This is a genomic window from Iocasia fonsfrigidae (assembly GCF_017751145.1).
Classification (GTDB): Bacteria; Bacillota; Halanaerobiia; order Halanaerobiales; family DTU029; genus Iocasia; species Iocasia fonsfrigidae.
In genome coordinates this window covers 2,585,086-2,611,389 of the sequence record NZ_CP046640.1, presented here as the reverse complement: position 1 = coordinate 2,611,389, position 26,304 = coordinate 2,585,086, and the positions used below count along the sequence as shown (strand labels likewise).

Annotated in this window: 22 protein-coding genes and 1 riboswitch; of the genes, 19 read left to right on the top strand and 3 right to left on the bottom strand. The window is 36.9% G+C overall.

All coding sequences use genetic code 11. From position 1 onward, the window contains the following. The first annotated feature begins 8 nt into the window (after nucleotides 1–8). The 6 genes from recQ to nifJ all read left to right on the top strand — a co-directional run bounded on the left by recQ (nucleotide 9) and on the right by nifJ (nucleotide 9,747). Complete coding sequence (recQ, locus tag GM661_RS12525) at nucleotides 9–2,126, top strand: DNA helicase RecQ (RefSeq protein ID WP_230867132.1); 2,118 nt, start codon at nucleotides 9–11, stop codon at nucleotides 2,124–2,126. A gap of 122 nt (nucleotides 2,127–2,248) precedes the next feature. Then, a complete protein-coding gene (rpoD, locus tag GM661_RS12520; protein ID WP_407929594.1) occupies nucleotides 2,249–3,184 on the top strand; it encodes an RNA polymerase sigma factor RpoD in 936 nt (311 codons plus the stop codon). Nucleotides 3,185–3,333: 149 nt separating this feature from the next. Beyond that, nucleotides 3,334–4,245, top strand: a complete 912-nt coding sequence (locus tag GM661_RS12515) for a cation diffusion facilitator family transporter (protein ID WP_125990930.1) — start codon at nucleotides 3,334–3,336, stop codon at nucleotides 4,243–4,245. Between the two features lies 1 nt (nucleotide 4,246). Then, nucleotides 4,247–4,735 carry a deoxycytidylate deaminase gene (locus GM661_RS12510; protein WP_230867131.1) on the top strand — a complete coding sequence of 163 codons (489 nt, stop codon included), beginning with the start codon at nucleotides 4,247–4,249 and terminating at the stop codon, nucleotides 4,733–4,735. Nucleotides 4,736–4,829: 94 nt separating this feature from the next. Beyond that, nucleotides 4,830–6,059, top strand: coding sequence for an MFS transporter (locus tag GM661_RS12505; RefSeq protein WP_230867130.1), 1,230 nt, complete (start codon nucleotides 4,830–4,832; stop codon nucleotides 6,057–6,059). 151 nt (nucleotides 6,060–6,210) lie between these two features. Beyond that, nucleotides 6,211–9,747, top strand: coding sequence for a pyruvate:ferredoxin (flavodoxin) oxidoreductase (nifJ, locus tag GM661_RS12500; RefSeq protein WP_230867129.1), 3,537 nt, complete (start codon nucleotides 6,211–6,213; stop codon nucleotides 9,745–9,747). A 63-nt stretch (nucleotides 9,748–9,810) separates the two neighbouring features. On the opposite strand, the gene GM661_RS12495 is transcribed toward nifJ, so the two are convergent. Continuing rightward, nucleotides 9,811–9,951: a CDIF630_02480 family spore surface protein gene (locus tag GM661_RS12495; RefSeq protein WP_230867128.1), complete on the bottom strand. Its 141-nt coding sequence runs from the start codon at nucleotides 9,949–9,951 to the stop codon at nucleotides 9,811–9,813. Nucleotides 9,952–10,162: 211 nt separating this feature from the next. On the opposite strand from GM661_RS12495, the gene GM661_RS12490 reads away from it, so the two are divergent. After that, entirely contained in the window at nucleotides 10,163–10,699 is a 537-nt protein-coding gene (locus tag GM661_RS12490) for a hypothetical protein (protein ID WP_125990921.1), read from the top strand. An 8-nt stretch (nucleotides 10,700–10,707) separates the two neighbouring features. Here the strand turns inward: GM661_RS12490 and cdd are convergent, their stop codons facing one another. After that, the gene (gene cdd, locus GM661_RS12485; RefSeq protein WP_230867127.1) at nucleotides 10,708–11,127 is read right to left on the bottom strand and encodes a cytidine deaminase; all 420 of its coding nucleotides are present in this window, start codon (nucleotides 11,125–11,127) and stop codon (nucleotides 10,708–10,710) included. Between the two features lie 27 nt (nucleotides 11,128–11,154). Beyond that, nucleotides 11,155–12,117: a sodium:calcium antiporter gene (locus GM661_RS12480; RefSeq protein ID WP_330165255.1), complete on the bottom strand. Its 963-nt coding sequence runs from the start codon at nucleotides 12,115–12,117 to the stop codon at nucleotides 11,155–11,157. Between the two features lie 228 nt (nucleotides 12,118–12,345). After that, a riboswitch (SAM riboswitch) is annotated at nucleotides 12,346–12,452 on the top strand. A gap of 132 nt (nucleotides 12,453–12,584) precedes the next feature. On the opposite strand from GM661_RS12480, the gene GM661_RS12475 reads away from it, so the two are divergent. The 12 genes from GM661_RS12475 to GM661_RS12420 all read left to right on the top strand — a co-directional run bounded on the left by GM661_RS12475 (nucleotide 12,585) and on the right by GM661_RS12420 (nucleotide 26,290). Beyond that, nucleotides 12,585–13,871 (top strand): O-acetylhomoserine aminocarboxypropyltransferase/cysteine synthase family protein, encoded by a 1,287-nt coding sequence (locus tag GM661_RS12475; protein WP_230867126.1) that lies wholly within the window; start codon nucleotides 12,585–12,587, stop codon nucleotides 13,869–13,871. A gap of 17 nt (nucleotides 13,872–13,888) precedes the next feature. Continuing rightward, nucleotides 13,889–14,806: a homoserine O-acetyltransferase MetA gene (gene metA, locus GM661_RS12470; RefSeq protein WP_230867125.1), complete on the top strand. Its 918-nt coding sequence runs from the start codon at nucleotides 13,889–13,891 to the stop codon at nucleotides 14,804–14,806. A 336-nt stretch (nucleotides 14,807–15,142) separates the two neighbouring features. Further along, nucleotides 15,143–17,746, top strand: coding sequence for a DNA polymerase I (polA, locus tag GM661_RS12465; protein ID WP_230867124.1), 2,604 nt, complete (start codon nucleotides 15,143–15,145; stop codon nucleotides 17,744–17,746). Between the two features lie 5 nt (nucleotides 17,747–17,751). Then, nucleotides 17,752–18,585 carry a DNA-formamidopyrimidine glycosylase gene (gene mutM, locus GM661_RS12460; protein WP_330165213.1) on the top strand — a complete coding sequence of 278 codons (834 nt, stop codon included), beginning with the start codon at nucleotides 17,752–17,754 and terminating at the stop codon, nucleotides 18,583–18,585. A 75-nt stretch (nucleotides 18,586–18,660) separates the two neighbouring features. Next, nucleotides 18,661–19,311, top strand: a complete 651-nt coding sequence (gene ytaF, locus GM661_RS12455) for a sporulation membrane protein YtaF (RefSeq protein ID WP_230867122.1) — start codon at nucleotides 18,661–18,663, stop codon at nucleotides 19,309–19,311. A gap of 11 nt (nucleotides 19,312–19,322) precedes the next feature. Beyond that, entirely contained in the window at nucleotides 19,323–19,934 is a 612-nt protein-coding gene (gene coaE, locus GM661_RS12450) for a dephospho-CoA kinase (protein WP_230867121.1), read from the top strand. Beyond that, a complete protein-coding gene (locus GM661_RS12445) occupies nucleotides 19,906–20,280 on the top strand; it encodes a methylglyoxal synthase (RefSeq protein WP_125992255.1) in 375 nt (124 codons plus the stop codon). Before coaE ends, GM661_RS12445 begins: the two co-directional genes overlap by 29 nt. Before the next feature lie 77 nt (nucleotides 20,281–20,357). Then, nucleotides 20,358–20,984 carry a lytic transglycosylase domain-containing protein gene (locus GM661_RS12440; RefSeq protein WP_230867120.1) on the top strand — a complete coding sequence of 209 codons (627 nt, stop codon included), beginning with the start codon at nucleotides 20,358–20,360 and terminating at the stop codon, nucleotides 20,982–20,984. 382 nt (nucleotides 20,985–21,366) lie between these two features. After that, nucleotides 21,367–23,211: an ABC transporter substrate-binding protein gene (locus GM661_RS12435; RefSeq protein ID WP_230867119.1), complete on the top strand. Its 1,845-nt coding sequence runs from the start codon at nucleotides 21,367–21,369 to the stop codon at nucleotides 23,209–23,211. Between the two features lie 130 nt (nucleotides 23,212–23,341). Beyond that, entirely contained in the window at nucleotides 23,342–24,376 is a 1,035-nt protein-coding gene (locus tag GM661_RS12430) for an ABC transporter permease (RefSeq protein ID WP_125990913.1), read from the top strand. A gap of 6 nt (nucleotides 24,377–24,382) precedes the next feature. Beyond that, on the top strand, nucleotides 24,383–25,261 hold the full coding sequence (locus tag GM661_RS12425; protein ID WP_125990912.1) for an ABC transporter permease: 879 nt from the start codon (nucleotides 24,383–24,385) through the stop codon (nucleotides 25,259–25,261). A 21-nt stretch (nucleotides 25,262–25,282) separates the two neighbouring features. After that, the gene (locus GM661_RS12420; RefSeq protein ID WP_330165212.1) at nucleotides 25,283–26,290 is read left to right on the top strand and encodes an ABC transporter ATP-binding protein; all 1,008 of its coding nucleotides are present in this window, start codon (nucleotides 25,283–25,285) and stop codon (nucleotides 26,288–26,290) included. Nucleotides 26,291–26,304: the final 14 nt, after the last annotated feature.

Sequence of the window (26,304 nt, the reverse complement as noted above, 5' to 3'; positions counted from 1 at the left end):
TTTTTGTTTTGTTAGCAAAAGCTAAAGAAATTTTAAGGAAATATTATGGGTATCAAGGTTTCAGGGAAGGCCAGCAGAGGGTTATCAATAGTATTTTAAAGGGAAGTGATACAGTTGCTATTATGCCGACTGGTTCTGGTAAATCAATCTGTTATCAGGTGCCGGCAATGCTTTTTTCCGGGGTTACTATTGTTATTTCACCATTAATATCATTAATGAAGGATCAGGTAGATGCCCTGGATGAGATGGGAATACCAGCTACCTTTCTTAATAGTTCAATTACATATCAGCAGTTAAATGACAGGTTGGATAGGACTAGACAGGGTGAATATAAATTAATTTACATAGCCCCTGAACGCCTGGAATCACCAAGGTTTTGTCAATTAATGAATTCCCTGGAGGTTTCTTTAATAGCTATTGATGAAGCACACTGTGTTTCTCAATGGGGACATGATTTCCGTCCCAGTTATTTATATATTGCTAAGATGATAAACAACTTAAATAATAGGCCGGTTGTTGCAGCCTTCACAGCTACAGCTACCCCGGAAGTCAGGGATGATATAGCGATACAACTGGCTTTGCTGGATCACGGACTATATATAAGTGGTTTTGATCGGGGGAATTTAACCTTTACTTTACGTAAAGGTATTGATAAAGAGCAGTTTATTTTAAACTATATCAAATCAAATAGCTCTGAGTCCGGTATTATTTATGCTGCTACCCGTAAAGAAGTAGATAGGCTTACAAAAGTTTTATTAAATGCCGGCTACCGTGCAGGACGTTATCATGCTGGTTTAACTGATTTGGAGAGGCATGAAACACAGGAAGCCTTTTTATTTGATGAGATTAATATTGTTGTAGCTACCAATGCCTTTGGCATGGGGATTGATAAATCAAATGTTCATTTTGTAATACATTATAATATGCCGAAAAATATAGAATCATATTATCAGGAAGCAGGTAGGGCAGGTAGGGATGGTGAACCCAGTGAATGTGTTTTATTATATTCTTCTGGAGACAGTCATATTCAAAGGTTTCTAATTGAGCAAAATGAAGTTTCACCTGCTAGAAAACAGAAACAGCTGGAGAAACTACAGAAGATGATTGACTACTGTCATACCTCACAATGTCTGCGTGCTTATATTCTAAATTATTTTGGAGATAAAAATGTTGCTAAAAGCTGTGCTAACTGTAGTAACTGTAATGATGATCGGGAATTAGTAGATATAAGCAAAGAGGCACAGAAAATACTATCCTGTGTATATCGTCTAGAACAAAGTTGGGGGATTACTACTGTTGCTCAGGTCTTGGCTGGTTCCAGGAGTAAAAAAATATTGCAAAATAATTTTGATAAACTGTCAACCTATGATATCATGCCTTCTTATACAATTAAAGAGATTAAGGATATGATTAATATGCTGGCCGCGGATAATTATTTAAAGATAACTGAAGGTAAATACCCTGTAGTCCAATTAAATGAACGTTCCTATAGGGTATTAAAGGGTGAAGAAAGTGTTGAACAGAGGGTAGAAAAGAGAGCGCATAAGATTAGTTTTGATGACCCTCTCTTTGAGATTTTAAAAGAGTTGCGCAGGGAAATTGCTAAAGAAGAGGGTATTCCACCATATATAATTTTTCATGACAGTACTCTAAGGGAGATGAGCCGCTATTACCCTGTTAAAAAAGGAGTTATGCTTAAGATAACAGGTGTTGGGGAGCTTAAGTTTGCTAAATATGGTGAGCGTTTTATGGAGGCTATCAGGGTGTATGTAACAGAAAATGGTCTGGAAGATCAGGTGAACAGGGTAAAAGTTAAACAATCGTCCAGCGTCAGAAATAGTCATTTGCTGAGCTATAAATTATTTAAAGCAGGTAAGGGGATTAAAGATATTGCTGAAGAACGTGGATTATCTACTAATACGATTGAAAACCATATTTTTAGGTGTTATAAGGAAGGTTTAGACATTGATATAGACTTTTTAATCCCGGATGAATATGAGGATAAGATAACTGCTGCTGTTGAAGAACAGGGTAGTGATAGACTTAAACCAATCAAAGAGGTTTTACCTGATGAAGTAAGTTATACTGCTATTAAAGCAGTTCTTTGTAAGCAAACAAGGGAATAATTTTTATAAAAAAAATCAAATTTGCAGGATTTTTGCTGTCTATCTTTAACTATTAATAAATAGATTTGAAATTAGAGAGAAAGTCTTTAGATAAATAATTATTTATAAAGGGAGGACTATTTTTGTCTGACGAAAAGGAAAATATAAAGAAAGCAGAAGAAGTAGTTAATAAAGGTAATGGTGAAGACAATGAAAAAGATAATAGTATTGATTATGTACCAGCGGGTAAAGGTATGGCAGACCATGTTCGAATGTATTTAAAGGGGATTGGAAAAGTAGATCTGTTGAGTGCTGAAGAGGAAGTAGAGCTTGCCCAAAGGATAGAACAGGGTGATGAGCAGGCTAAACAGCGGCTGGTTGAAGCCAATTTACGCCTGGTTGTAAGTATAGCTAAAAAATACCTCGGCAGGGGTATGCAGTTCCTTGATTTAATCCAGGAGGGTAATATGGGATTAATGAAAGCTGTGGAAAAGTTTGATTATACCAAGGGTTATAAATTTAGTACATATGCTACCTGGTGGATACGTCAAGCAATAACCCGTTCTATTGCTGATCAGGGTAGAACAATCAGGGTACCTGTCCATATGGTAGAGAAGATTAATAAATTAATAAGGGTTTCCAGGAGATTATTTCAGGAAAAGGGTAGGGAAGCAACACCAGAAGAGATAGGTAAGGAGTTAGATCTTTCACCTGATAAGGTAAGAGAGATACAAAAAATTTCCAAGGAAGCTATTTCACTAGAAACACCAATTGGTGAAGAAGAAGATAGCAATCTTGGTGATTTTATAAAAGATGAAGAAGCTGTTGAGCCAGATATAAGTGCTTCAAATACCTTATTAAAAGAACAATTAAATGATGTATTAGATACCCTGTCAGATAGGGAGAAAAGAATACTGGAGCTGCGTTTTGGTATTGCAGATGCAAGGGATAGAACCCTGGAAGAAGTAGGTAGAGAGTTTGGAGTTACCAGGGAAAGGATTAGACAGATTGAGGCCAAAGCCCTGCGCAAATTAAGACATCCTACCAGGAGTCGCAAACTAAAGGATTATGTTGAGTAAAAACAAGATGCTATTTTCCTATATTTATTTCCTGACTGTTCACTGGTCAGGGCTTTTTAATTTGTTTTTTGTGGGTTTTATGACAAGAATATAATTAATGCATATAATAAAAGGGTGTTCTAATATTTACTTTGGGAGTGGATATGATCATGTTAGCTGAGAAGGATAGGTATAGTGCTGGCAGAAAGGCCAGTTTTATTAGTTTGTTGATTAATATTTTATTATCTACAATTAAAATATCTGCTGGTTTTGCCTTTGCTAGTAAGGCTCTAATAGCTGATGGTTTACACTCAGTATCTGATATGGCCTCAACCATAGTTATTCTGATTAGTATCAAGGTTTCTCAGTCACCTGCTGATAAAAGACATCCTTATGGGCATGGGAAGGCTGAACAGATTGGTACTACTATACTGGGGTTTATCTTGTTATTTACCGGGTTAATGTTAATTGAAGATACAGTAGTGAATATTTTTTCTGGTAAAATAGCTATTCCTGGTGAAATAACCCTCTGGGTTGCAGTACTTTCAATTTTTACTAAAGAAGGTCTTTATCAGTATACAGTTAAAATAGGTAAAAAAATAAATAGTAAAGGGCTTATTGCTGATGCCCATCATCACCGTTCAGATGCCCTATCATCTATTGCAGCTCTAATTGGTATCACAGGGGCAAGACTGGGATATCCCATATTTGACCCACTGGCAGGTTTGTTAGTTGCTGTCTTTATTGTCAAAATAGGTATTGGAATCTTAAATGAATCAATCAATGAACTTATGGACGGTACACCTGACCAGGAAAAAATTGCTGAATATAGAGAGATTGCACGAACTGTTCAGGGTGTTAAAGGGGTAGGCCAGATAAAACTCCGGTCTTATGGCTCTAAAGTGATTATTGACCTTGATGTTGCAGTAGAACAGGAGTTATCTGTTATTGAGGGACATCGAGTAGCAACTGATGTAAGTGATAAACTCAGAGAGATGGATGCCAATGTTAAAGATGTGCTGGTACATGTAGATCCCTGGCAGGACAAGGAAAAGCAATTAAATATTAGTAAAGGTGAGTAATGTGGAGAGAATTGACAAAAAGAATTATTATCTGGATATTGCAGAAGCAGTACTGGAACGGAGTACCTGTTTAAGAAGGAGGTATGGTGCAGTAATTGTTAATAATGATGAGATAATTAGTACCGGGTATAATGGTTCTCCCAGGGGGTGTACTAATTGTAATGAAAAGGGCAGTTGTATTAGGGAAGAATTAAATATCCCCCGGGGTACCAAATACGAGCTATGTGCCAGTGTCCATGCTGAACAGAATGCACTTTTATCAGCCAGTAGAAGAGAAACTCTTGGGGCTGATTTGTATTTGGTTGGAAAGAGTGTTAAGGATAATAATCTCATTGAAAATTCAGAGCCGTGTAGTTTATGTAAGAAGCTAATTATCAATAGTGGTATAGTAAATGTATATATCAGAAATAGCAGAAATGACTATAATGTAATTCAAGTGCAGACCTGGATTGATAATGAAGAACTACTTTTTGGTATTAATGGGTATTAAAAATATGCTCCTTGAATGAAAATACATTGTATAATCAGCTAAATAGTGATATAGTTATTTATTATATAGGTATTTAGTAGGAGGCTGATTTAAGGTGTCTCGTAAGAAGTCATCTAATTTTTTCTACCTTGTTTTAGAGGAGATATTTTATTATACTGCTAATCCTTTCTTTGAATCTGGTTCAGTTCTTCCTGTTTTTATAGATATGTTGACTAATAATATGAATCTTGCTGCCCTGGCAGCAACTTTAAGAAATCTACTTTTTATTATCCCCCAGATTATGATGGGTTATTATGCCTTTAAGATTAAGAAATATCCCAGGTTTATGACATATGCCAGTCTTTTCTTTAGGTTATTTATATTTGTTTTTTTGTTTATATATTTTATTTATGATGTATCATTACAAACGGTTATTGGCTTTTTATTATTGTGTTCTTTTTTAGGACTGGCTGATGGAATAATAAATGTCCCCTGGTTAGACCTGATTGGGGGTAGTATCAGAGAGAGTGACAGGGGCAAATTATTTTCGTATATATTGTTTCTAGGTGGTCTGGGAGGAGCCCTGGCAGGGATAATAATAAAATCGATTTTACATAATGCTATTTTTCTTACCCAAACAAAATTTTTAATTATCTTTGGTCTTGGTGGTTTGTTTTTTATTCTTTCATCACTTACCTTTGCTAAAATGGAAGATTATCAAAGGGGAAAGAAAGCGCCAGAAGAGAGTTTTATAGTATTTTTAAAGAAAATGCCTCAATATTTTATGGCAAATAAGAATTATATCTATGTCATGATTACCTTAATTCTTAATTATAGTAGTTTTCTTGCTCTGCCCTTATACATAGTATTTGCCAGGAGGTTAATGGTTTTAGATGATTATTCAATAGGAATATTAATAAGCTATCAGGTTTTAGGGACAGTAATTGGTGGTGGAATGTGGGGTTTGATCAGTCATTACTTTACAAATAGATTGTCTATTCAAACTGTAGTTATTACCAATATTTTAATACCTATATTATCGTTATTTGCTTTTGTTCCAGGACTTAATATGCTGCATTTTACCTTGTGGAAAATTATTTGTTTTGCCTCTGGTGCTGCCATAGTAGGCTGGCCTGGTTTTATGAATTATATTATTTCAGTTGTACCTGATAATAAAAGGGCAGTTTATATTGGAATGACAAATACAATATCATTACCAATGACTTTTCTTACATTACTAGGGAGTTTATTGGCAAATTATTATAGTATAAGATTTATTCTTATATTAGTAGTATTTTTTTGTTTTCTTGCCTTTCTATTTTCATTTGCTTTAGAAAAAAGATAAATATTAAAAAAATAGTGTTGTATGATAAGACCAGGTAGTATTTTAACTGCTATTCTGGTCTTTTTTTTATTTAATAGAGTAAAATAGGTATTTAAATAACATTATGTTTAATACTATTAATAACAGTTTATATACGAATGGAGGAAAAAACATGTCAAATAATATGAAAACAATGGATGGCAATGAAGCTGCAGCATATGTTTCATACGCCTTTACAGATGTGGCGGCTATTTATCCTATTACACCATCATCACCTATGGCAGAAAAGGTAGACTTGTGGTCAGCCCAGGGTAAAAAAAACCTATTTGGGCAGCAGGTCAGGGTAACTGAGATGCAGTCAGAAGCTGGAGCGGCAGGTGCAGTACACGGCTCTCTACAGGGAGGTGCTCTGACAACTACCTATACAGCCTCACAGGGTTTACTGCTTATGATACCAAATATGTATAAAATTTCAGGTGAGTTTTTACCAGGGGTATTTCATGTAAGTGCCAGGGTTGTTGCCACCCATGCCTTGTCAATTTTTGGTGAACATTCAGATGTAATGGCAACCAGACAGACTGGTTTTGCTATCCTTTCATCCAGTAGTGTCCAGGAGGTAATGGACCTGGGTGGAATAGCACATTTAGCTGCTATCAAGTCCAGAATACCTTTCTTGCATTTTTTTGATGGGTTCCGTACTTCACATGAAATCAATAAAGTAGATGTTATCGAATACGAACACTTTGCTAAGATAATTGATTATGAGGCAGTACAGTCTTTCAGGGATAATTCCTTAAACCCGGACAGGCCTGTTTTAAGGGGAACTGCTCAAAATCCTGACCTTTACTTTCAACAGAGGGAATCAGGTAATAGGTTTTATGAGGTTCTACCTGATATTGTAGAGGAATATATGCAGGAGATTAATAAAATAACTGATAGGGACTATCACCCTTTTAACTACTATGGTGCTGAAGATGCTGAATATGTTGTCATAGCAATGGCTTCAGGCTGTAATGTCATAGAAGAGGTAGTTGATTATTTAATGAAGCAGGGTGAAAAAGTAGGGATGATTAAGGTTCACCTCTATAGACCTTTTTCCTCAAAATACTTTTTTAAAGTATTACCTGAAACGGTTAGGAAGATAGCTGTTTTAGATCGAACTAAAGAACCTGGTGCCCCTGGTGAACCATTATATGAAGATCTAAAAGCTTTATTTTACGGTAGTGCTGAACAACCGGTTATTATTGGTGGGCGTTATGGTTTAGGGCAAAAAGATGTCAGGCCTTCACAGATAATTTCAGTATTTGATAATCTGAAGTCAAATGACTCTAAGGATCACTTTACAATTGGGATAGTTGATGACCTTACAGATAGTTCTCTGCCTGAAACTGATGTGGTTGATACTTCACCTAAAAACACTGTTAGTTGTAGGTTGTGGGGACTTGGCTCTGACGGGACAGTAGGTGCCAATAAGATGGCTATTAAGATTATCGGTGATAGGACTGATTTATATGCCCAGGGATATTTTGCTTATGACAGTAAAAAATCTGGTGGTACTACAATTTCACACTTGAGGTTTGGTGATAGTCCAATCAAATCTTCCTATCTTGTCTATAATGCAGATTATGTAGCCTGTCATAACAAATCATTTATCTATCATTACGATATATTACAGGGGTTAAAAGACAATGGCACCTTTGTACTAAACTGTCCCTGGAGTCAGGATGAACTTGATGAAAAACTCCCAGCAGTTATCAAAAGGTATCTTGTAGATAATAATATTGATTTCTATATTATTGATGCAGTAAGTGTTGCCCAGGGAGTTGGTCTCAGTAACCGAATTAATATGGTTATGCAGACTGTTTTCTTTAAGTTGACTGATGTTATTTCAATAGATAAGGCTATACAATACCTTAAGGAATTTATAGATAAGACCTATGGAAAGAAAGGTCAAAAGATTGTTGATATGAACTATAAGGCTGTAGATATGGCCCTGGAACATCTTGTTAAAGTTGAATTACCAGCAGAATGGAAGGAAATTAAAGCCCAGAAAGAAGAATATCCGTTTAAAGATGAACCGCAGTTTATGAAAGAAATCAAAAGGCCTGCTGCCAGGAGAGAAGGGAATGAATTACCTGTCAGTGTCTTTAAAGGCATGGAAGATGGTACATTTCCACTGGGCACAACTGCTTATGAAAAACGTGGTATAGCAGTAATGGTTCCCCAGTGGCAGACAGAAAATTGTATTCAGTGTAATCAGTGTTCCTATGTCTGTCCACATGCAGTAATTCGTCCTTTTTTACTGGATGAAGAGGAAAAAGAAAATGCCCCTGATACATTGGAAACTAAAGAGGCCGTGGGTAAAGGGGTTAAGGGTTATCACTATCGTATTCAGGTAAGTACCCTTGATTGTACTGGTTGTGCCAATTGTGCTGATATTTGTCCGGCACCTGACAAGGCCCTGGTGATGGTAAATGCTGAAGAGGAAATACCCAGACAGGTAGAAAACTGGGAGTATCTTGCCAATAATGTTAGCTATAAGGATAAGCTGATGAAAAAAACAACTGTCAAGGGTAGTCAATTTGCTAAACCATTACTTGAGTTTCATGGTGCCTGTCCAGGTTGTGGTGAACCTGCCTATACAATACTTGCTACCCAACTATTTGGGGACAGGATGTTAATTGCTAATGCAACAGGTTGTTCTTCTATCTGGAGTGCCAGTGAGACATCAATACCATATACCACTACCAGGGAAGGTAAAGGACCTGCCTGGGCAAACTCATTATTTGAGGACAATGCTGAATTTGGATTTGGTATGTATCTAGCAGTAAGCCAGCTTAGGGAAAGGCTTAAGAACCTGATGACTGAAGGAATCAGTTCAGATCTGAATGAAGAATGTAAAAAGGTTTTTCAGGAATGGATAGATAAAATGAATGATGGAGAGGGTTCTAAAGAGGCAAGCAGTAGACTCCTTTCAGTGATAAGTGCTGATCAATATTCAAATCATAAACTTATTCAGGAAATACTAAACCATAGAGACTATTTGGTTAAGAAATCACAGTGGATTATTGGTGGGGATGGTTGGGCCTATGATATAGGCTATGGTGGCCTCGACCATGTCTTAGCATCAGGAGAAGATGTAAATGTATTGGTTTATGATACAGAGGTTTATTCTAATACAGGTGGCCAATCATCTAAAGCAACACCAACAGCTGCTGCAGCCAAATTTGCTGCTTCAGGCAAACGGACAAAGAAGAAAGACCTGGGAATGATGGCCATCAGTTATGGATATGTCTATGTTGCCCAGATAGCTATGGGGGCCAATATGAATCAAACTATCAGGGCTATTACAGAGGCTGAAAGCTATGATGGACCCTCCTTAATTATAGCTTATTCTCCCTGTGTCAGCCACGGTATTAAGACAGGTATGGGTAAGTCTGTAGCTCAGGAAAAGAGGGCAGTAGAGACAGGATACTGGCATCTCTATAGGTATAACCCATTATTAAAAGAGGAAGGTAAAAATCCCTTTATTCTTGATTCCAAAGAACCAGCTGGTTCTCTTCATGATTTTATGATGTCAGAGATACGCTTTACCCAGATACAAAATACCTTCCCGGAAATTGCTGAGGAATTATTCGCTAAGGCCGAAAGAGATGCTACAGAGAGATATAATAATTACAAAAGATTAGCAGAAATGCAGTATAATTAAGGATATTATAATAGCAGCGGCTTAAATGACCGCTGCTATTATAATGAATAAGGCACTTAATAATTATTTTTCGTTTTCATCAACATATTCTTTAGCCTGTTCAACCCCCAGATAAGCTGGGTTAAATACCCGGCCACTCCCCTGAAGGCCCTCAATATTTATCCAGGCTGCAGTCTGATGATTTTCAATGGGTATTTCGTTCATTTTTTCTTTAAAGTGATTATTATCTACCTCTATGGGCTATCCCCCCTTATAGTGCCTTGATATTATTATTTCACTAAATATGAAAATATAACTTTTAAAATATCCCAAATTACATTATTTGTCTAAGATTTATTATCATAGTCATTTTTTTAAATTTTAGACATATTTTATTAAAGGGATAGGATAAAATTTTATAGAGGGGGTTATAGAAGTGGATAATTCTTTGAAGTATACTTTACTGGTAGAGATTAGTAGAGAGATGTCCCAGAGAGATTTAAGATTAAGTAAGATGTTTTTACAAAAAATGGTTTTCTTATTACAGGCTTTATATTCATTTCCAACTGCTTATGAGTTTAAATTATATACCTATGGGCCTTATTCGATAGAGCTGATCAATGATCTTGATTATTTATTTGCTACTGATTTTCTGGTAATTGATTATATTCAGGAAGGGGAATATATAGGTTCAAGTATAACACCGGGTATTAAGTATAGTAAAGTGATTAGCTGTGATGAAGAATCTATAGCTAAATATAGAGAGAAAATTTCCTTAGTTATAGATCTTTTTGGCAATTATACAGAAAAAGAATTAGAACTAAGGGCAGCTCTGGTCTTTCTCTTAAATGAGTCTCAAGACCTGTCTATAACCCGGTTAGTAGAAAAAGTTCAGGAGAAAAAACCTTATTTTACTAAAGAGGAGATTAAGAATGCTTATAATGATTTAATTGATATGGATATTTTGAACTAGTCCTATTATTAATTTAAGGCCTCTGGTCCAAAGCTATGTGGTAAAATTTCATCAAGACTGTATTCTCTAAAGTCATTTTCTGAAGCAGCAACAATGATTTTGAGATTATTGCTGAATTCTCTCATTACCTGGCGGCACACACCACAGGGAGCAGAATTAGAAATATCTATTTTTTTACCTGTTTTACCACCTATGATAGCAATTGCTGTAAAGTCTGTTTCCCCTTCAGAGACAGCTTTGAAGATTGCAGTTCTTTCAGCACAAATAGTTGGGGTGAAGGATGCTGATTCAATATTACATCCTTGAAAAATTCTGCCGCTTTTAGTAAGTAGGGCAGCCCCAACCTTAAAATTAGAATATGGTGCATAGGCATTTTTGCGGGCTTCAATAGCCCTTCTGATAAGTAATTTTTTATTATTTTTATCCATAGATAATCCTCCCGAATTTATAATAGATTAGATGTTTATTCCCAGGTGAAAGAGTAGATAAACACCAAGAAAATAGACAATGCTAATGAAGAGTGTATCCCAACCAATAGAAAATACGGTCCTTTTTGATCGATAGAAGAGTCCTATTAAGGCAATAGCACTCATGATTAAACCAATAAGGGCGGTTATTATATGTAGGACACTTACAGCTGATAGAACAGGTGCTTTTGTATAAAACAGGTCTGCAAAAAAGACAATAATCATATTAAAGATATTACTACCAAAGACATTACCTATGGCCATATTATAGGCATTTATCCTGATGGCAGCGATTGTTGCTACCAGTTCAGGGAGTGAAGTGGCTGCAGCGATTAGAATACTACCGATAAATGTTTTATCAATACCAGTCACGGTAGAGATCTTATCTCCAGTTAGTGTTAATTGAATACCGGCAAAGATAATAACTACAGCACTAAGGGAAAATCCTATTAAGGCCTTTTTTAATTTTATATGGCCATACAGCTCTTTTTCCATCTCGTCTTTATCAAGGGGATTTTTTTTATCATAGCGAAAAATTAATTTTACCCCCAAAAGGTAAGTGAAGACAATAATGATGCTTTCCAGACCAATACTGGAGATTGTAAAATTAAAGGATGTAAAGTGATAGACCATAATACTAAAGGCTACAATACCAGATAAGAGTATACCCAGTAGTCCAGATAGTATATGACTGTATTTCACCTTTAACATAAGTGGTCCCTGACCGTGAAGCAAATCGGCAATAGCCAGTATCATAAGGTTAAAGGTATTACTACCAAAGACATTTCCAATGGCTATATCAGGGACAGCAACTAAAGAAGAGGTTATTGATGTAACCAGTTCTGGTAATGAAGTTGCCAGTGCAAGGAGTATCCCTCCGATAAGGGCCTGTCCTAGTCCTGTTTTCTCGGCAATAATATCACCAAATTTAGATAGATATGTACCAGATATAATGATTAGTCCCGCTATAATAATAAATTTAAGCCACAGGTAAAACAGAAGATCATCCCTTTCTAGACAATTTAATCTCTATAAAAATAATTTTATTATAAAAGAGGAAAATTAGCAAGATGGTTTTAAAAAAAGAAAGTGTGACAAACGAACCGTCCCCTTGTCACTGCATATTCTTCTTGACAGATGGTATTTTATGTGTTAAGATAAATAACAATTAAATAAAAGAACCTATCAAGAGTGGTAGAGGGACTGGCCCGATGAAACCCGGCAACCAGCAATAGTTTTAATTGTGTGGTGCTAATTCCAGCAGGTAAAAACCTGATAGATAGGAAAAAGGTGACTTTTTCTCTATTAGGAGAAAAAGTTTTTTTATTACTACAGGGATTATTTTTGAGCAAATCAGGCTGATATATTCACTTGTTCAAGAACAGGAAGGTTATAAATTTTAGGAGGTATTAATAATCGTGAATAATAATGAATTAGGTTTTGATACACTATCAATCCATGGTGGACAGGAAGCGGATCCTACAACTGGTGCTAGGGCAGTACCGATTTATCAGACTACTTCCTTTGTATTTGAAGACACTGATCAGGCGGCACGTTTATTTGGACTGGAGGAAGAGGGTAATATCTATTCACGTATCGGGAATCCTACTACTGATGTCCTGGAAAAGAGGATAGCTGCCCTTGAAGGGGGAATAGGTGCCCTGGCTGTTTCTTCGGGACAGGCGGCTGAGACATTAGCAGCACTCAATATCGCCAGACAGGGGGATGAGATTGTAAGTGGTAGTTCTATCTATGGTGGTACCTATAATCTTTTTAAACATACCTTGCCTAAACTGGGTATTAAGGTCAGCTTTGCCGATGCCAGTAACCCAGACAGTTTTAAGGAGAAGATTAATGAAAAGACCAGGGCTCTTTATGTTGAAACCATAGGTAACCCTGAACTTGTAGTACCAGATATAGAAGAGATTGCTAGGGTAGCCCATCAAGCAGGGATTCCTTTAATTATGGATAATACCTTTGCGACACCATATTTGTGTAGGCCATTTGATTATGGGGCTGATATTGTCTTACATTCTACGACCAAATTTATTGGTGGCCATGGCACATCAATAGGTGGTGTCATAGTTGACAGTGGTAATTTTGACTGGGGTAATGGTAAGTTTCCTGAACTGGTTGAGCCAGATCCCAGCTATCATGGCCTTAGATATCAGGAGCAATTTGCTGAGGCTGCTTATATTGGTAAAGCGCGGGTACAGCTTTTAAGGGACCTGGGCAGTTGTATAAGCCCTTTCAATTCTTTCCTGCTTTTACAGGGGTTAGAGACACTTAGTTTGAGGATGGAGAGGCACTGTCAAAATGCAGCAGGGGTAGTTGAGTTTTTACAGAACAATTCGAAGGTGGGCTGGGTAAAATATCCTTCAACAGTAGAACATGATACACATGCTAATGCGGCTAGATATCTTAAAAAGGGTTCTGGTGGTATACTTACCTTTGGTATTAAGGGTGGTATCGAGAACGGTAAAAGGTTTATTGAAAGTCTGCAACTGGTATCACACCTGGCCAATGTTGGTGATACCAGGACACTGGCTATTCATCCGGCCAGTACAACACACCAGCAGTTAAGTGAAGAAGAACAGCAGGCATCAGGAGTAAGACCTGATATGATTAGATTATCAGTTGGTCTAGAAGACCTAGAGGATATTGTAAATGACATTGACCAGGCACTTAATAAAGCATTTAAATAATTCGGGGGGATGGTAAAATGCCTATTAAGGTTCCAGATGATTTACCAGCAGTTGATATATTACAGAAGGAAAACATATTTGTTATGACTGAAAAAAGGGCCATTCATCAGGATATCAGGTCCCTAAAAATTGCTATTTTAAATCTAATGCCGACCAAGGTAGAGACGGAGAGTCAAATACTGCGACTTTTAGGTAATACCCCTTTACAGGTTGATATTGTCCTACTCCATCCTGAAACATATCAACCGTCAAATACATCCCCTGAACATCTGGCGAATTTTTATCATACCTTTTCTGATATAAAGGGAGATAAGTTTGACGGCATGATTATTACCGGGGCACCAGTAGAAAAGATGGATTTTGATGAGGTGGATTACTGGGATGAACTTAAGGAGATTATGAAGTGGAGTAGGTATAATGTTTTCTCTACACTCCATATCTGCTGGGGAGCCCAGGCTGGTTTATACTATCACTATAGAATTAATAAACAACCCTTAGATAAAAAACTTTCAGGTATTTTTAAACATACTATTAATAGCAAGAACAGCAGATTATTAAGGGGATTTGATGACCTGTTTTTAGCCCCTCATTCAAGGTATACTGGTGTTGATAGAGAAGGTATTTTAGTTAATGATGACCTGGAGGTACTGGCAGAATCCAGGGAGGCAGGTGTTTATATTGTGGCCGGGAAAAGTGGTCGGCAGATTTTTGTAACTGGTCATCCTGAGTATGATATTAATACACTGCAAAAGGAGTACTTAAGGGATAAACACAGGGGGTTAAATATAGAGATACCTGCAAATTATTTCCCTGCTGATAATCCTGAAGAAGCTCCTTTAATGACCTGGAGGAGTCATGCCAGCCTATTATATACTAACTGGTTGAATTATTATGTTTACCAGGAAACACCATATGACCTTCAGTCAATTAATTAATAGAAATAGATTTTTAAGTAAAAGGCATAGTCTTAATAGATTGTGCTTTTTTTTGTTACCATAAAATTTATTTTCGATAACTTTGAAGACCGACAAATATTTTACTTACCTTGTCGTGCGCTACAGCGTCCTGCCTTTGCTTACTGTCGAGAAATTCTCCTTCGGCGTCCTGCCTACGGATAATTTCTAGAGTCGTTCAGCAAATATATTTGTCTGTTTTATAATAAGAGCTTAATTTTATTAAAAAGTATTCTAGGTCAAAGATTCTTATCTAATCATTTCAAGCAGGTTTTTTTCGATTTATGGGGAATAAATATAGGAGAAGGAGTGATTAGTTTGGGTAAGAGATTGTTTTTGTTAGACGGACATAGTCTGGCTCATCGGGCTTTTTATGCCCTGCCTTTACTACAGAATTCTGAGGGTGAATATACTAATGCAGTATTTGGTTTTGCCAGGATGTTATTTAAGCTTATTGATGATGAAAAACCTGACCTTATGTTGGTTGCTTTTGATAAAAAAGCCCCTACATTTCGTCATGAAGAATATGAAGATTATAAGGCCAACCGCAAGAAGATGCCTGATGAACTAAGTCCACAGATTTCATTAATTAAGAAACTACTTGAGTATTTGAAGATACCAATTCTATCACTTGAAGGGTATGAAGCAGATGATGTGATCGGAACCCTGGCCGTGATGGGGGATAAAGAGGGTATGGAGGTCAAGATAGTTACTGGTGATCGAGATTCATTACAACTGGTAAATGCTCATATTAATGTCCTGTATACCCGTAAGGGTATAAGTGATATAGTGGAATATAATCAAGAGAAAATAGAGGAACGATATGGTTTGTCACCCAGTCAGTTGATTGATATGAAGGGTTTAATGGGTGATAGTTCTGATAATATTCCTGGTGTTCCGGGTATTGGAGAGAAAACAGCTATTAAACTACTTAAAGAATTTGCTGATCTTGAGAATATTTTAGCAAATATAGCAAAGGTTTCTGGTAAGAAACGCAAAGAAAATTTAAGTAATTATGCTGAGCAGGCCCGCCTAAGTAAAAGGCTGGGAGAGATTGTGGTAGATGTCCCTTTAAAAATAGATTTTGCAGATTGTAAGTTAGAAGCTCCGGTAGAAGGGGATATAGTTCCTTTCCTGGAGAGGCTTGAATTTACTAGCTTAATTGATAGATTTAAAACAACAAAAAAGCTGATGGATAATGATATACAAATAAAGGATATTAGTAATGCAAAGGAACTGGACAGCTTACTTGAGATATTAAATGATTCTAAAGAGATTGCTTTGGAGGTTTTATTGGAGGATGATGAGCACCCGGTAAGTTCCGGAATAGAAGAAATTTTGCTGGGTGTTGAGAAAGAAGTATATGCTGTTGCTGAAGAACTCCTGGATAAGTTGAAAGATTTTTTTAATGATAGTAAAATAAAAAAGGATATTTTACATGCCAAAGAGACTATGATTGCCTTGAAAAAAAAGGGTATAGAATTAGCAGGTCTTAGTTTTGACCCCTTGCTGGCAGCATATTTATTGAAGCCTTCTGATAAATTACCTTCTTTAGAGGAACAAATAAAGCTAGAATTAAACCTAGAGATGGCACAGGATTTAAGTGTTCAAAAGAGGTCAGCTCTTTTACTGGCTAATCTTCCAGAGATTAAAACACACCTGATTAAGCGTTTAGAGGTGACAAATTTGCTTGCTATGTATCAGGATATAGAACTGCCTTTGATTAAGGTCCTGGCTGAAATGGAGATTAACGGTATTGCCTTGGATAAGGACTATCTTGCCGAATTGTCTTTACGCTGGGGAAAAGAGCTGGCCGATATAACAGAAAAAATCTACAGCTTATCTGGTGTAGAGTTTAATATTAATTCACCTAAACAGTTAGGTGAGATTCTCTTTGATGAGATTGGGCTGCCGGTTATTAAAAAAACCAAAACAGGATATTCTACCAGTGCAGAGGTGCTTGATAAATTAGAGAATAAACATGAGATTATACCTTTGATTAAAAACTACCGTCAGTTAATGAAATTAAAGTCTACTTATGTTGATGCCTTACCACCATTAGTTAATCCGGAAACAGGCCGGGTTCACACCAGTTTCAATCAGATGATTACTGCTACAGGCAGATTAAGCAGTACAGAGCCTAATCTACAGAACATACCGATTAGAACCGAGGAAGGTCGGGAGATACGTAAGGCTTTTATTCCGGCGGAAGGAAGGGTATTGCTGGCTGTTGATTATTCTCAGGTTGAATTGCGAGTACTGGCCCATATTAGTGGGGATAAAAATATGCTCAAGGCCTTTAAGGAAGCTGAGGATATTCACCAGCAGACAGCTAGTGAAATTTTTGGGGTTGAAGCCGGGGAGGTTACTCCCAATATGAGGAGGGAGGCTAAGGTTATTAATTTTGGTATAGCCTATGGCATGAGCCCCTATGGTTTAGCGCGAGACCTAAATATTGGGCGCCGGGAAGCAGAAGACTATATTAAGAGGTATTTTGAGAGGTTCCCTGGTGTAAAAGAATATATGAATCAGGTTAAGGAAAAAGCCAAAAGGGATGGCTATGTAACTACCATTTTTGACAGGCGCCGTTATATCCCTGAAATAAAGAGCCGCAATTTTCACCGACGTTCATTTGCTGAGAGAATGGCCATAAATACCCCAATACAGGGTAGTGCGGCAGACATTATGAAACTGGCTATGCTCAGGGTTTATGAATCTTTGAAAAAAGAATCATATCAATCCCGCATTTTACTCCAGGTCCATGATGAACTGGTTCTAGAAGTACCCCATAAAGAATTAGCAACTGTTGCTAAAATGGTCAAAGGGGAGATGGAAAATGCAGTTGAATTGACTGTTCCTTTAATTGCTGATATTCAGGTTGGTGAGAACTGGAGAGATAAAAAAGATTATCACTTAGAATAGATGAGGTGTTATTATTGCCGGAACTTCCAGAAGTAGAGACGATTGTGCAGGGATTAAGTAAGGTTATTATAGGAAAAGAAATAATGGAGATAATTATTCGTGAAGAAAAAATAATAGCTTATCCTTCAAGTTCAGATTTCAGGAAACAATTGATTAATAAAAAGATTATTGGGATAAGAAGGCGGGGTAAGTACATTCTAATTATGATTGAGGATGAGTTGACACTGGTTATTCACTTGAGAATGACCGGGAAATTATTCCTTAAACCCTCTGATCTCACCTTTGATAAACACAGCCATATAATCTTTAGATTAGATAATGCTATAGATCTGAGGTTTAATAATGTAAGGAAATTTGGTCGAATGTATCTGGTAGATGATAATAGCTGGGAAAGGGCAGGGGGACTAGATAAACTTGGTCCTGAACCATTAGATGATGATTTTACCCTGGGTGATTTCCATAAAATGTTAAAGAAGAGGAAGAGCAATATTAAGGCCTTACTTCTTAACCAGTCCTTTCTGGCTGGATTGGGAAATATCTATGTGGATGAAGCCCTTTTCAGAGCCGGTATACTTCCCTTTAGAAGGACAGATACCCTTAAAAATAGGGAAATTGAAAGACTGTATAAGGGAATAAGAAATGTGCTTAAAATGGGTATTAAGTATGGGGGGACATCATTTAGAGACTACCGTAATGCCCGGGGAGAAAAAGGTAGTTTTCAGAAAAAATTGCTGGTTTATCAGCGGGAAGGGAAGGAATGCCCTGTTTGTGGAGAAGAGATAGTAAAGGAGAAAGTGGCAGGGAGGGGGACCCATTTTTGTCCCCATTGTCAGAAATAGTTTTAAATGAGTAACCATCTAGCAGTCTTTTTCATATAATAATAAGGTATCTTGAGTATGGGGAGGCTGATATAGATGGGTTTACCTCTTGAATGGTCAGTGATTCTCCTGGCAATGGCCATCAGTATAGATGGTTTTACTGTTGGAGTTACTTATGGACTGCGGGGCATAAAAATAGGCTTTATTCCTTTATTAATCATTAGTGGTATTTCTTCTATTTCAATATATTTAAGTAGTTGCCTCGGTGAAGGGATTGCTGGCTATCTTGATGAAAAGACAGCCAGATATTTGGGGAGTATAATCTTAATATTTATAGGAATTTGGCTTGTTTATTCTGTTTTTTTAAATTATAATAATAAAAAAAGGGATTTGCTTAAACAAGAAGAAGTAATAATATTTTCCATAAGGGTTAAAGTATTAGGGATTATTATTAAAATCCTGAAAGACCCGGAAGAAGCAGACCTGGATAGGTCAGGTAGTATAAATATTTCAGAGGCTTTTTTCCTGGGGCTGGCCCTGGCTCTTGATGCCCTTGGGGCAGGGGTGGGTGCAGGTATGTCTGGCATAACTGGTATAATTATACCAGTTATAATAGGACTGGTTAGCCTTAGTTTTGTTAGTATTGGTTTCTTGCTTGCCAGGAAATTAGGGGATATTTTACCTGATAAGTTTGAACTGATACCAGGTTTTATAATTATTCTGCTGGGTATAATAAAGCTTTTTTAAGGAGGGTTCAGATGTTATTAGGTTTGACTGGTGGTATTGCTTCTGGTAAATCTACTGTTTCTGCGATACTAAAAGAATTAGGAGCAGTAATTATTGACGCTGATAAAATTGCCCACCAATCAATGAAATACGGCACCAGGGCCTGGGAGATGATTGTTGAAACCTTTGGCCAGTATATTCAAAATGATGATGGAAGTATCAATCGAAGAAGGCTTGCTAGGTTAGTTTTTAATGACCAGCAAAAGAAAAAAGAGTTAGAATCCATTACCCATCCTATAATCATTTCGGAAATTAAAAATATGGTAAATTCTCTTGCTGACAATGAAGTAATTGTCATTGATGCCCCATTACTTTTTGAAGTCGGCCTTGATGAGCTGGTTGATTGTGTTTGGGTAGTATATACCTCCCGTGATATCCAACTTGAACGCCTTAAGGAAAGGGATAGTTTAACTACTGATGAGGCGGTATCCCGCATAGAGGCCCAGCTTTCTATAAAGGAAAAATGCCAGATGGCAGATTTTGTAATAGACAACAATGGAGGTATTAGGGAATTAAAACAGAAAATAATCAAATTATGGAGTGATCTGAATGAAAATCAAAAGAATAGCTTTAATTGCACATGATGAGAAGAAATCAGTTATGATTGAATTTGCCAAAAAAAATCGCGATTTATTAAGGGAATGTGATCTGGTAGCTACTGGTACAACAGGTAAATTAATAAATGAGGAGGTGGGTCTACCAGTTGAACGTATGGAATCAGGTCCTCTCGGTGGTGATCAGATGATCGGGGCTGAGATAGCTAAAGAAAGGGTTGATGGTGTAATCTTCTTGAGGGATCCCCTGACAGCCCAGCCGCATGAACCAGATATAACTGCTTTATTGCGTGTATGTGACGTACATAATACACCTCTGGCAACTAATGTAGCGACAGCAGATATTATACTCCATGGTATTATCGAAAAAGAATAGAAATAACTGTAATATAAAAAGGAAGATAATAATATAATATAATATAAATAAATAGAGCTTATTATGGAGGAGAAGTTGTGCTTGAGAGAATTCAGGATATAAAAAAGGCTGTAATTATATTCCTTTTATTAGTGACTATTTTATTTGTTCTTTTTCAACTGGACTGGTTCTGGAAGATTATATATCCCTTAAATTATGAAGAAATAATTATTGAAAATTCTTTAAGATATAATTTAGATCCAGATCTTGTTTCTGCATTGGTATATGTAGAAAGCAGGTATGATCCTGATGCCAGGTCTCATAAGGGAGCTAGAGGGTTAATGCAGATAATGCCCGATACCGGCAGCTGGATTGCTCAACAGTTAAATAGGGATGAAGGTTATAGTGATGATCAATTATACATACCGGAAGTTAATATTGAGTTCGGCAGTTGGTATTTAAATAGTCTAAATAAGGAGTTTAATAATGAACTCATTCTTGTTCTGGCTGCCTACAATGCCGGTCGGGGTAATGTGAAGAGATGGCTGGAAGGTGAATGGACTAATCTGGATCTGGATAAATTACCCTATAAGGAAACAAGAGAATATGTAAAACAAATTCTTATTGTTTATAACCACTATAAACGATTATATAATATGGATAATTATAAGAATGATTTTCTAAGTTTATATCCTGGGTTGATTTGTAAAATTTGGAATAGATAATTGACTTTATTAAAAAATTACTATATAATATTAGGCGTTGATAACTAACACAGGTCATTAATAAATATTAAACACTGCTTAATATTTATAACTTGTGTTAGTTTGTGTAGAAACATATTGAGATAAGTTTTAGGCGATTTGTGTTACTTAATAAATATTTAGTAATAAGTCAAATAATATACTTACAGTGTATGTTCGAAAAGTAATAAACAGGGGATATATAATCCCCGTCGGTATATTCTGATACTTTTCGAACAGATTCTTACATATAGTATATTTTAATTTCTAAAAAAATGATCATGGTAATTTGCTTCTAGGGGGGGTTTTTGGACAAGCGTGGTATACGTATATCAAAATAATTTAAATAAGGAGGAAGGATTTAATGAACAAAAAGCTGATTATAACATTAGTTATTCTTGCATTGGTAATTGTAGGTGTGTTGTTTTATTCTAATCAACCGGCACCAGAAACAAAGAAGGAAGAGGTGTCAGTTTCTAACCCTGATACGATTACAAAGGTTAATATGGGTACTATTGATAGCCTTGACCCACATTATCAGTATGATGAACGCAGCCAGGAGATCTATGTTAATATCTATGAAAACTTGATTAGCTTTAAACAGGGGGATATGACTAAATTTGAACCGATGTTGGCAACTAAGGTTCCTTCTGATCAAAATGGTTTAATCCAGGATAAGGGGACAAGCTATGTTTTTCCTATTAGAGAGGATGTTAAGTTTCATGAGGGTGGAACACTTACACCAGAAGATATTCGATACAGTTTCCTGAGAAGTCTTATTCATGACCGTGAAGGTGGTCCTTTATGGATGTTATATGACCCCTTATTTGGGGTAGGTGGACTGGCAGATATCACGAAAGAGCTTGTTGGGGTAGAAGACCCTAAAACATTGACAGCAGAACAGTCCAGAGAGGTTTATAATTATCTGGCCAGAACCATAGAAGTAGATGGTCAGAATGTAATATTCCATTTACCGAAACCATATCCCCCATTCTTGAGTATTATTTGTCATGATAATGGTCTAACAGCGATTATGGATAAAGAATGGGCTATTGAACAGGGCGGTTGGGACGGCAGTCCAGAGACAATCGCTAAATATCACGACCCAACCAAAGAGGTTGATCCATTTTACGATAAAACCAATGGAACTGGTCCTTTTAAACTAGAGAACTGGGTTAAAGGGGAAAGCATTACCTTAAAGAAGAATGATGACTATTGGCGTGCCCCTGCTAAGGTTGAAAATGTAGTTATTAAGATGATTGATGAATGGTCTACCCGTAAGTTGATGTTACAACGTGGTGATGCTGATATAGTATATGTCGATAATCAGTACCTTGACCAGGCAAGGGATCTGGACAATGTCAAGATTATTTCTGGTCTGCCCCGGCCTTATACTGGAGTTGGATTAATGAACTGGGATATTGTAAGTGAAGGTAATCCAGATGTTCATAGTGGTAAACTTGATGGTAAGGGTATACCAGCCGATTTCTTTAGTGATCTTCATGTTAGAAAAGGTTTTGTTTATGCTATGAACTATCAGGCCTTTGTTGCTGAGGTGATGAAGGGCGAGGGTCAGCAGTCGCGTGGTCCAATACCTGAGGGATTTCTTGGTTTTGATGAAGATTCTGATCTATATAGTATGGATTTGGATAAAGCAACAGAGGAATTTAAACAGGCCTTTGATGGTGAACTATGGGATAAAGGCTTTGAAATAACTATCCTTTATAATTCAGGTAATGATATGAGAAAGGCTGCTGTTGATATGCTTAAGAGCAGTATAGAGGGTATTAATGATAAGTTTAAGGTACATGTTCGTGGAGTCCAGTGGGCTACTTACCTTGATAAATTGATTGCTGGTAAATTTACACTTGGTTTTATTGGTTGGGGTGCTGATTTTGCTGATTCACATAATTTTGCAGTGCCTTTTATGAGGAGTGATGGAACCTATGGGGCTTTCAAGGGGGAAAATTATGCTAAATTCGCCAAAGACCAGGAGGTTGATGAATTGATTACCAGGGCTGCTGAGTTAACTGACCCAGTAGAAAGGGAGAAAATCTATCAAGAGTTACAACAGCTCTGTTATGATTATGCAACTGATATTTATCTCTACCAACCGGCAGCCCATCTTGTAATGCGTGATTGGGTATCAGGTTGGGAATATGACCCTATTATTCATGATGGGGTGAATTTCTATTATCTTGATAAATAGAATTATATAGTATAGCTTAGTAATTAGACTAATAATAGATGAATTATCAGGAGGGGGGGTATACTCCCTCCTGATACCTATAAAAAATAAAGATAAATTAAAATTAGTATGAATAAGAAAGGGATGTAAGATGTTATCATATATTACTAGAAGATTATTGATGCTTCCAATTATATTATTGGGGGTAAGCTTATTGATATTTAGTATGATAATGATGCTCAGTCCTTATGAGAGATTGAGTACATATATCAAAGACCCTGCACAACTTAAAGGTATTGATGATGTAGATAAATTAGTGGTCAAGTATGGACTTAATGATCCGTGGTATAAACAGTATGGCCGTTGGATAGGTAGTGTAGTTAAGGGGGATTTTGGCTGGTCTGAATCTGGCGGGGCACCGGTTACTCAGGCTATTAAAGACCGTTTTCCGGCCACTGCTGAATTGGCCTTATTCGCTTTATTTCCTGTTATCTTAGGTGGTATTTTTCTGGGAATATTTGCCGCAGTTCATCATAATGATAAATGGGACCATATAAGTAGAATCCTTGCTGTTGTCTGGTGGTCAATCCCTACCTTTGTTTTTGGACTTATTATTTTAATGATTTTTTATGGAACCCTTGGGTGGTTCCCACCTGGGAGATTAGATAATTGGGCGATGGCAGTTGTCCAGTCAGCTGATTTTGTAAATTATACTGACTTTTATGTGCTTGACGGGATTCTTAATTTGGATTTTGCTGTTGTTTTTAATGCTATAAGGCACCTAATTGCACCAGTTACTACTTTAGCTATTCTTTGGTGGGCTTTTATTATGAGAATAACCAGGTCTAGTATGTTAGAGACCTTACGTAAAGATTATATTAGGACTGCCCGGGCCAAAGGGCTTAATGACAATGTGGTAGTATATAAACATGCTGTAAGAAATGGATTGATTCCGGTTGTTACTGTAGCAGGTCAGATGGTTTTGGGGTTAATGGGTGGTCTTGTTATAACTGAGAGTATCTTTAATATCAGGGGTTTAGGCCATTTTATGGCCCAGGCAGCCCAACAGCTAGATTACCCTGCTGTTCTAGGAGGGGCTATGTATTTTGGAGTACTTTTAATAGTCATAAATCTTTGTGTAGACCTTTCTTACGCACTTATTGACCCAAGAATAAGATTGGAGTGATTATAATTGGACTGGCAAGAGGTTTTCAGGAGATTAGTAAAAAATAAAATATCATTGATCGGTTTAATAATTATATTGTTTTTTGTAATAATTGCTACTTTTGCACCTTTTATTGCTCCAGCAGAAGATAGTGATGAACCCTATTTAATACCACGTGCTGGGTGGGCTTTTGAACCACAACCTCCTAGTAAGGAACACATTTTTGGTACTGCTGAAGGTCAGTATGATATCTATTATGGTATTATTTGGGGGACAAGAACGGCCTTCAGGATAGGTTTTGTTGTGGTAGGTATAAGTACCTTATTGGGCATCATTGTAGGTACAATTGCTGCTTATTATGGTGGGTGGATTGATGAAATTATGATGAGGATTACTGATGTTTTTATGTCAATACCTTTTATGGTAGCTGCTATTGTAATGACTACTATACTTGGCCAGGGTATAACAAATATGATGATTGCCTTAATAACATTTGGCTGGATGAATACTGCCCGTTTGATGAGATCGCAGGTTTTATCTATTAAGAGTGAAGAATTTGTAGTTGCTGCTAATGCCTTAGGGGCTAATGATTTTAGAATAATATTTAGGCATATTATTTTTAATACTATTTTCCCCGTAGTCATCCAGGCATCAATGAGAATGGGCTCAATGGTAATAACGGCTTCATCACTTAGTTTTCTGGGAATAGGAGCACCAGAGGGTTATGCTGATTGGGGGCAGATGATATCTTTTGCTCGTAATTGGATCTTAGGTGGTCAGGGTAATGCATTAAATTATTGGTTTACAGTAATAATTCCCGGCACAGCGATTACCCTTTTTTGCTTATCGTGGAATTTAATAGGTGATGCATTCCGGGATATACTTGACCCTAAATTACAAAACTAAGGTGAAAGAAGGTGTATTTACTTGTCTAAAGAAAAATTACTTGAAATGAAGAGATTGAAAACCTACTTTTATACAGAACAGGGGGTTTCTAAAGCCGTAGATGGGGTAGACTTTGAGATATACCCTGGCGAGACTCTGGGTATTGTTGGTGAATCAGGTTGTGGAAAGAGTGTTACCTCTTTATCAATTATGCGTTTGGTTCCTGAACCTCCGGGAAAGATAATCGATGGGAATATATTTTTTAAGGGAAGGGATCTAACTAAATTAAGTCAGGCTGAGATGAGAGAGATTAGGGGAAATGAGATATCTATGATTTTTCAAGAACCTATGACTTCACTTAATCCTGTATTTACAATAGGGGAGCAGATCTCTGAGGTGGTTATACTTCATCAAAAGGTTTCCAAAGAAGAGGCGAGGGAACACTCGGTGGAGATGTTAAGAAAGGTCGGTATACCATTACCAGAACAAAGAATTAGTGAATATCCTCATCAACTAAGTGGTGGTATGAGGCAGAGGGTAATGATCGCGATGGCTCTTTCCTGTGACCCGGCATTATTAATTGCCGATGAACCGACAACTGCTCTTGATGTAACAATTCAGGCCCAAATACTGGATTTGATGAATGACTTGAAAGATAAATTTGAGATGTCCATTATGATGATTACTCATGATTTAGGTGTAATTGCTGAAGTATCAGATCGGGTTGCTGTAATGTATGCTGGTAAAGTTGTTGAATATACGGATGTTAATACAATCTTTGCTAATCCACAACACCCTTATACCTGGGGACTTCTTAATTCAGTACCTCGTTTGGATAAAAAAGTTGCTAGATTAACTACTATACCGGGTATAGTGCCGAGCCCTTATGATTTTCCAGAGGGATGTAAGTATAATACAAGATGCCCCCTGGCTGATGATAAATGTTTAGCTGCTGAACCAGAGATGAGGGTGACTGAAGATGGGCATCAGGTAAGGTGCTGGCATTTAGATAGATTAGGAGAACTGAGTGACCAAACTGAATTAGCATAAACAAATATATTCTT

Coding starts and splice junctions, on each gene's coding strand:
- GM661_RS12515 (WP_125990930.1), top strand. CDS start 3,334: ATGTTAGCTGAGAAGGATAGGTATAGTGCTGGCAGAAAGGCCAGTTTT.
- nifJ (WP_230867129.1), top strand. CDS start 6,211: ATGTCAAATAATATGAAAACAATGGATGGCAATGAAGCTGCAGCATAT.
- GM661_RS12495 (WP_230867128.1), bottom strand. CDS start 9,951: ATGAACGAAATACCCATTGAAAATCATCAGACTGCAGCCTGGATAAAT.
- cdd (WP_230867127.1), bottom strand. CDS start 11,127: ATGGATAAAAATAATAAAAAATTACTTATCAGAAGGGCTATTGAAGCC.
- metA (WP_230867125.1), top strand. CDS start 13,889: ATGCCTATTAAGGTTCCAGATGATTTACCAGCAGTTGATATATTACAG.
- ytaF (WP_230867122.1), top strand. CDS start 18,661: ATGGGTTTACCTCTTGAATGGTCAGTGATTCTCCTGGCAATGGCCATC.
- coaE (WP_230867121.1), top strand. CDS start 19,323: ATGTTATTAGGTTTGACTGGTGGTATTGCTTCTGGTAAATCTACTGTT.
- GM661_RS12435 (WP_230867119.1), top strand. CDS start 21,367: ATGAACAAAAAGCTGATTATAACATTAGTTATTCTTGCATTGGTAATT.
- GM661_RS12430 (WP_125990913.1), top strand. CDS start 23,342: ATGTTATCATATATTACTAGAAGATTATTGATGCTTCCAATTATATTA.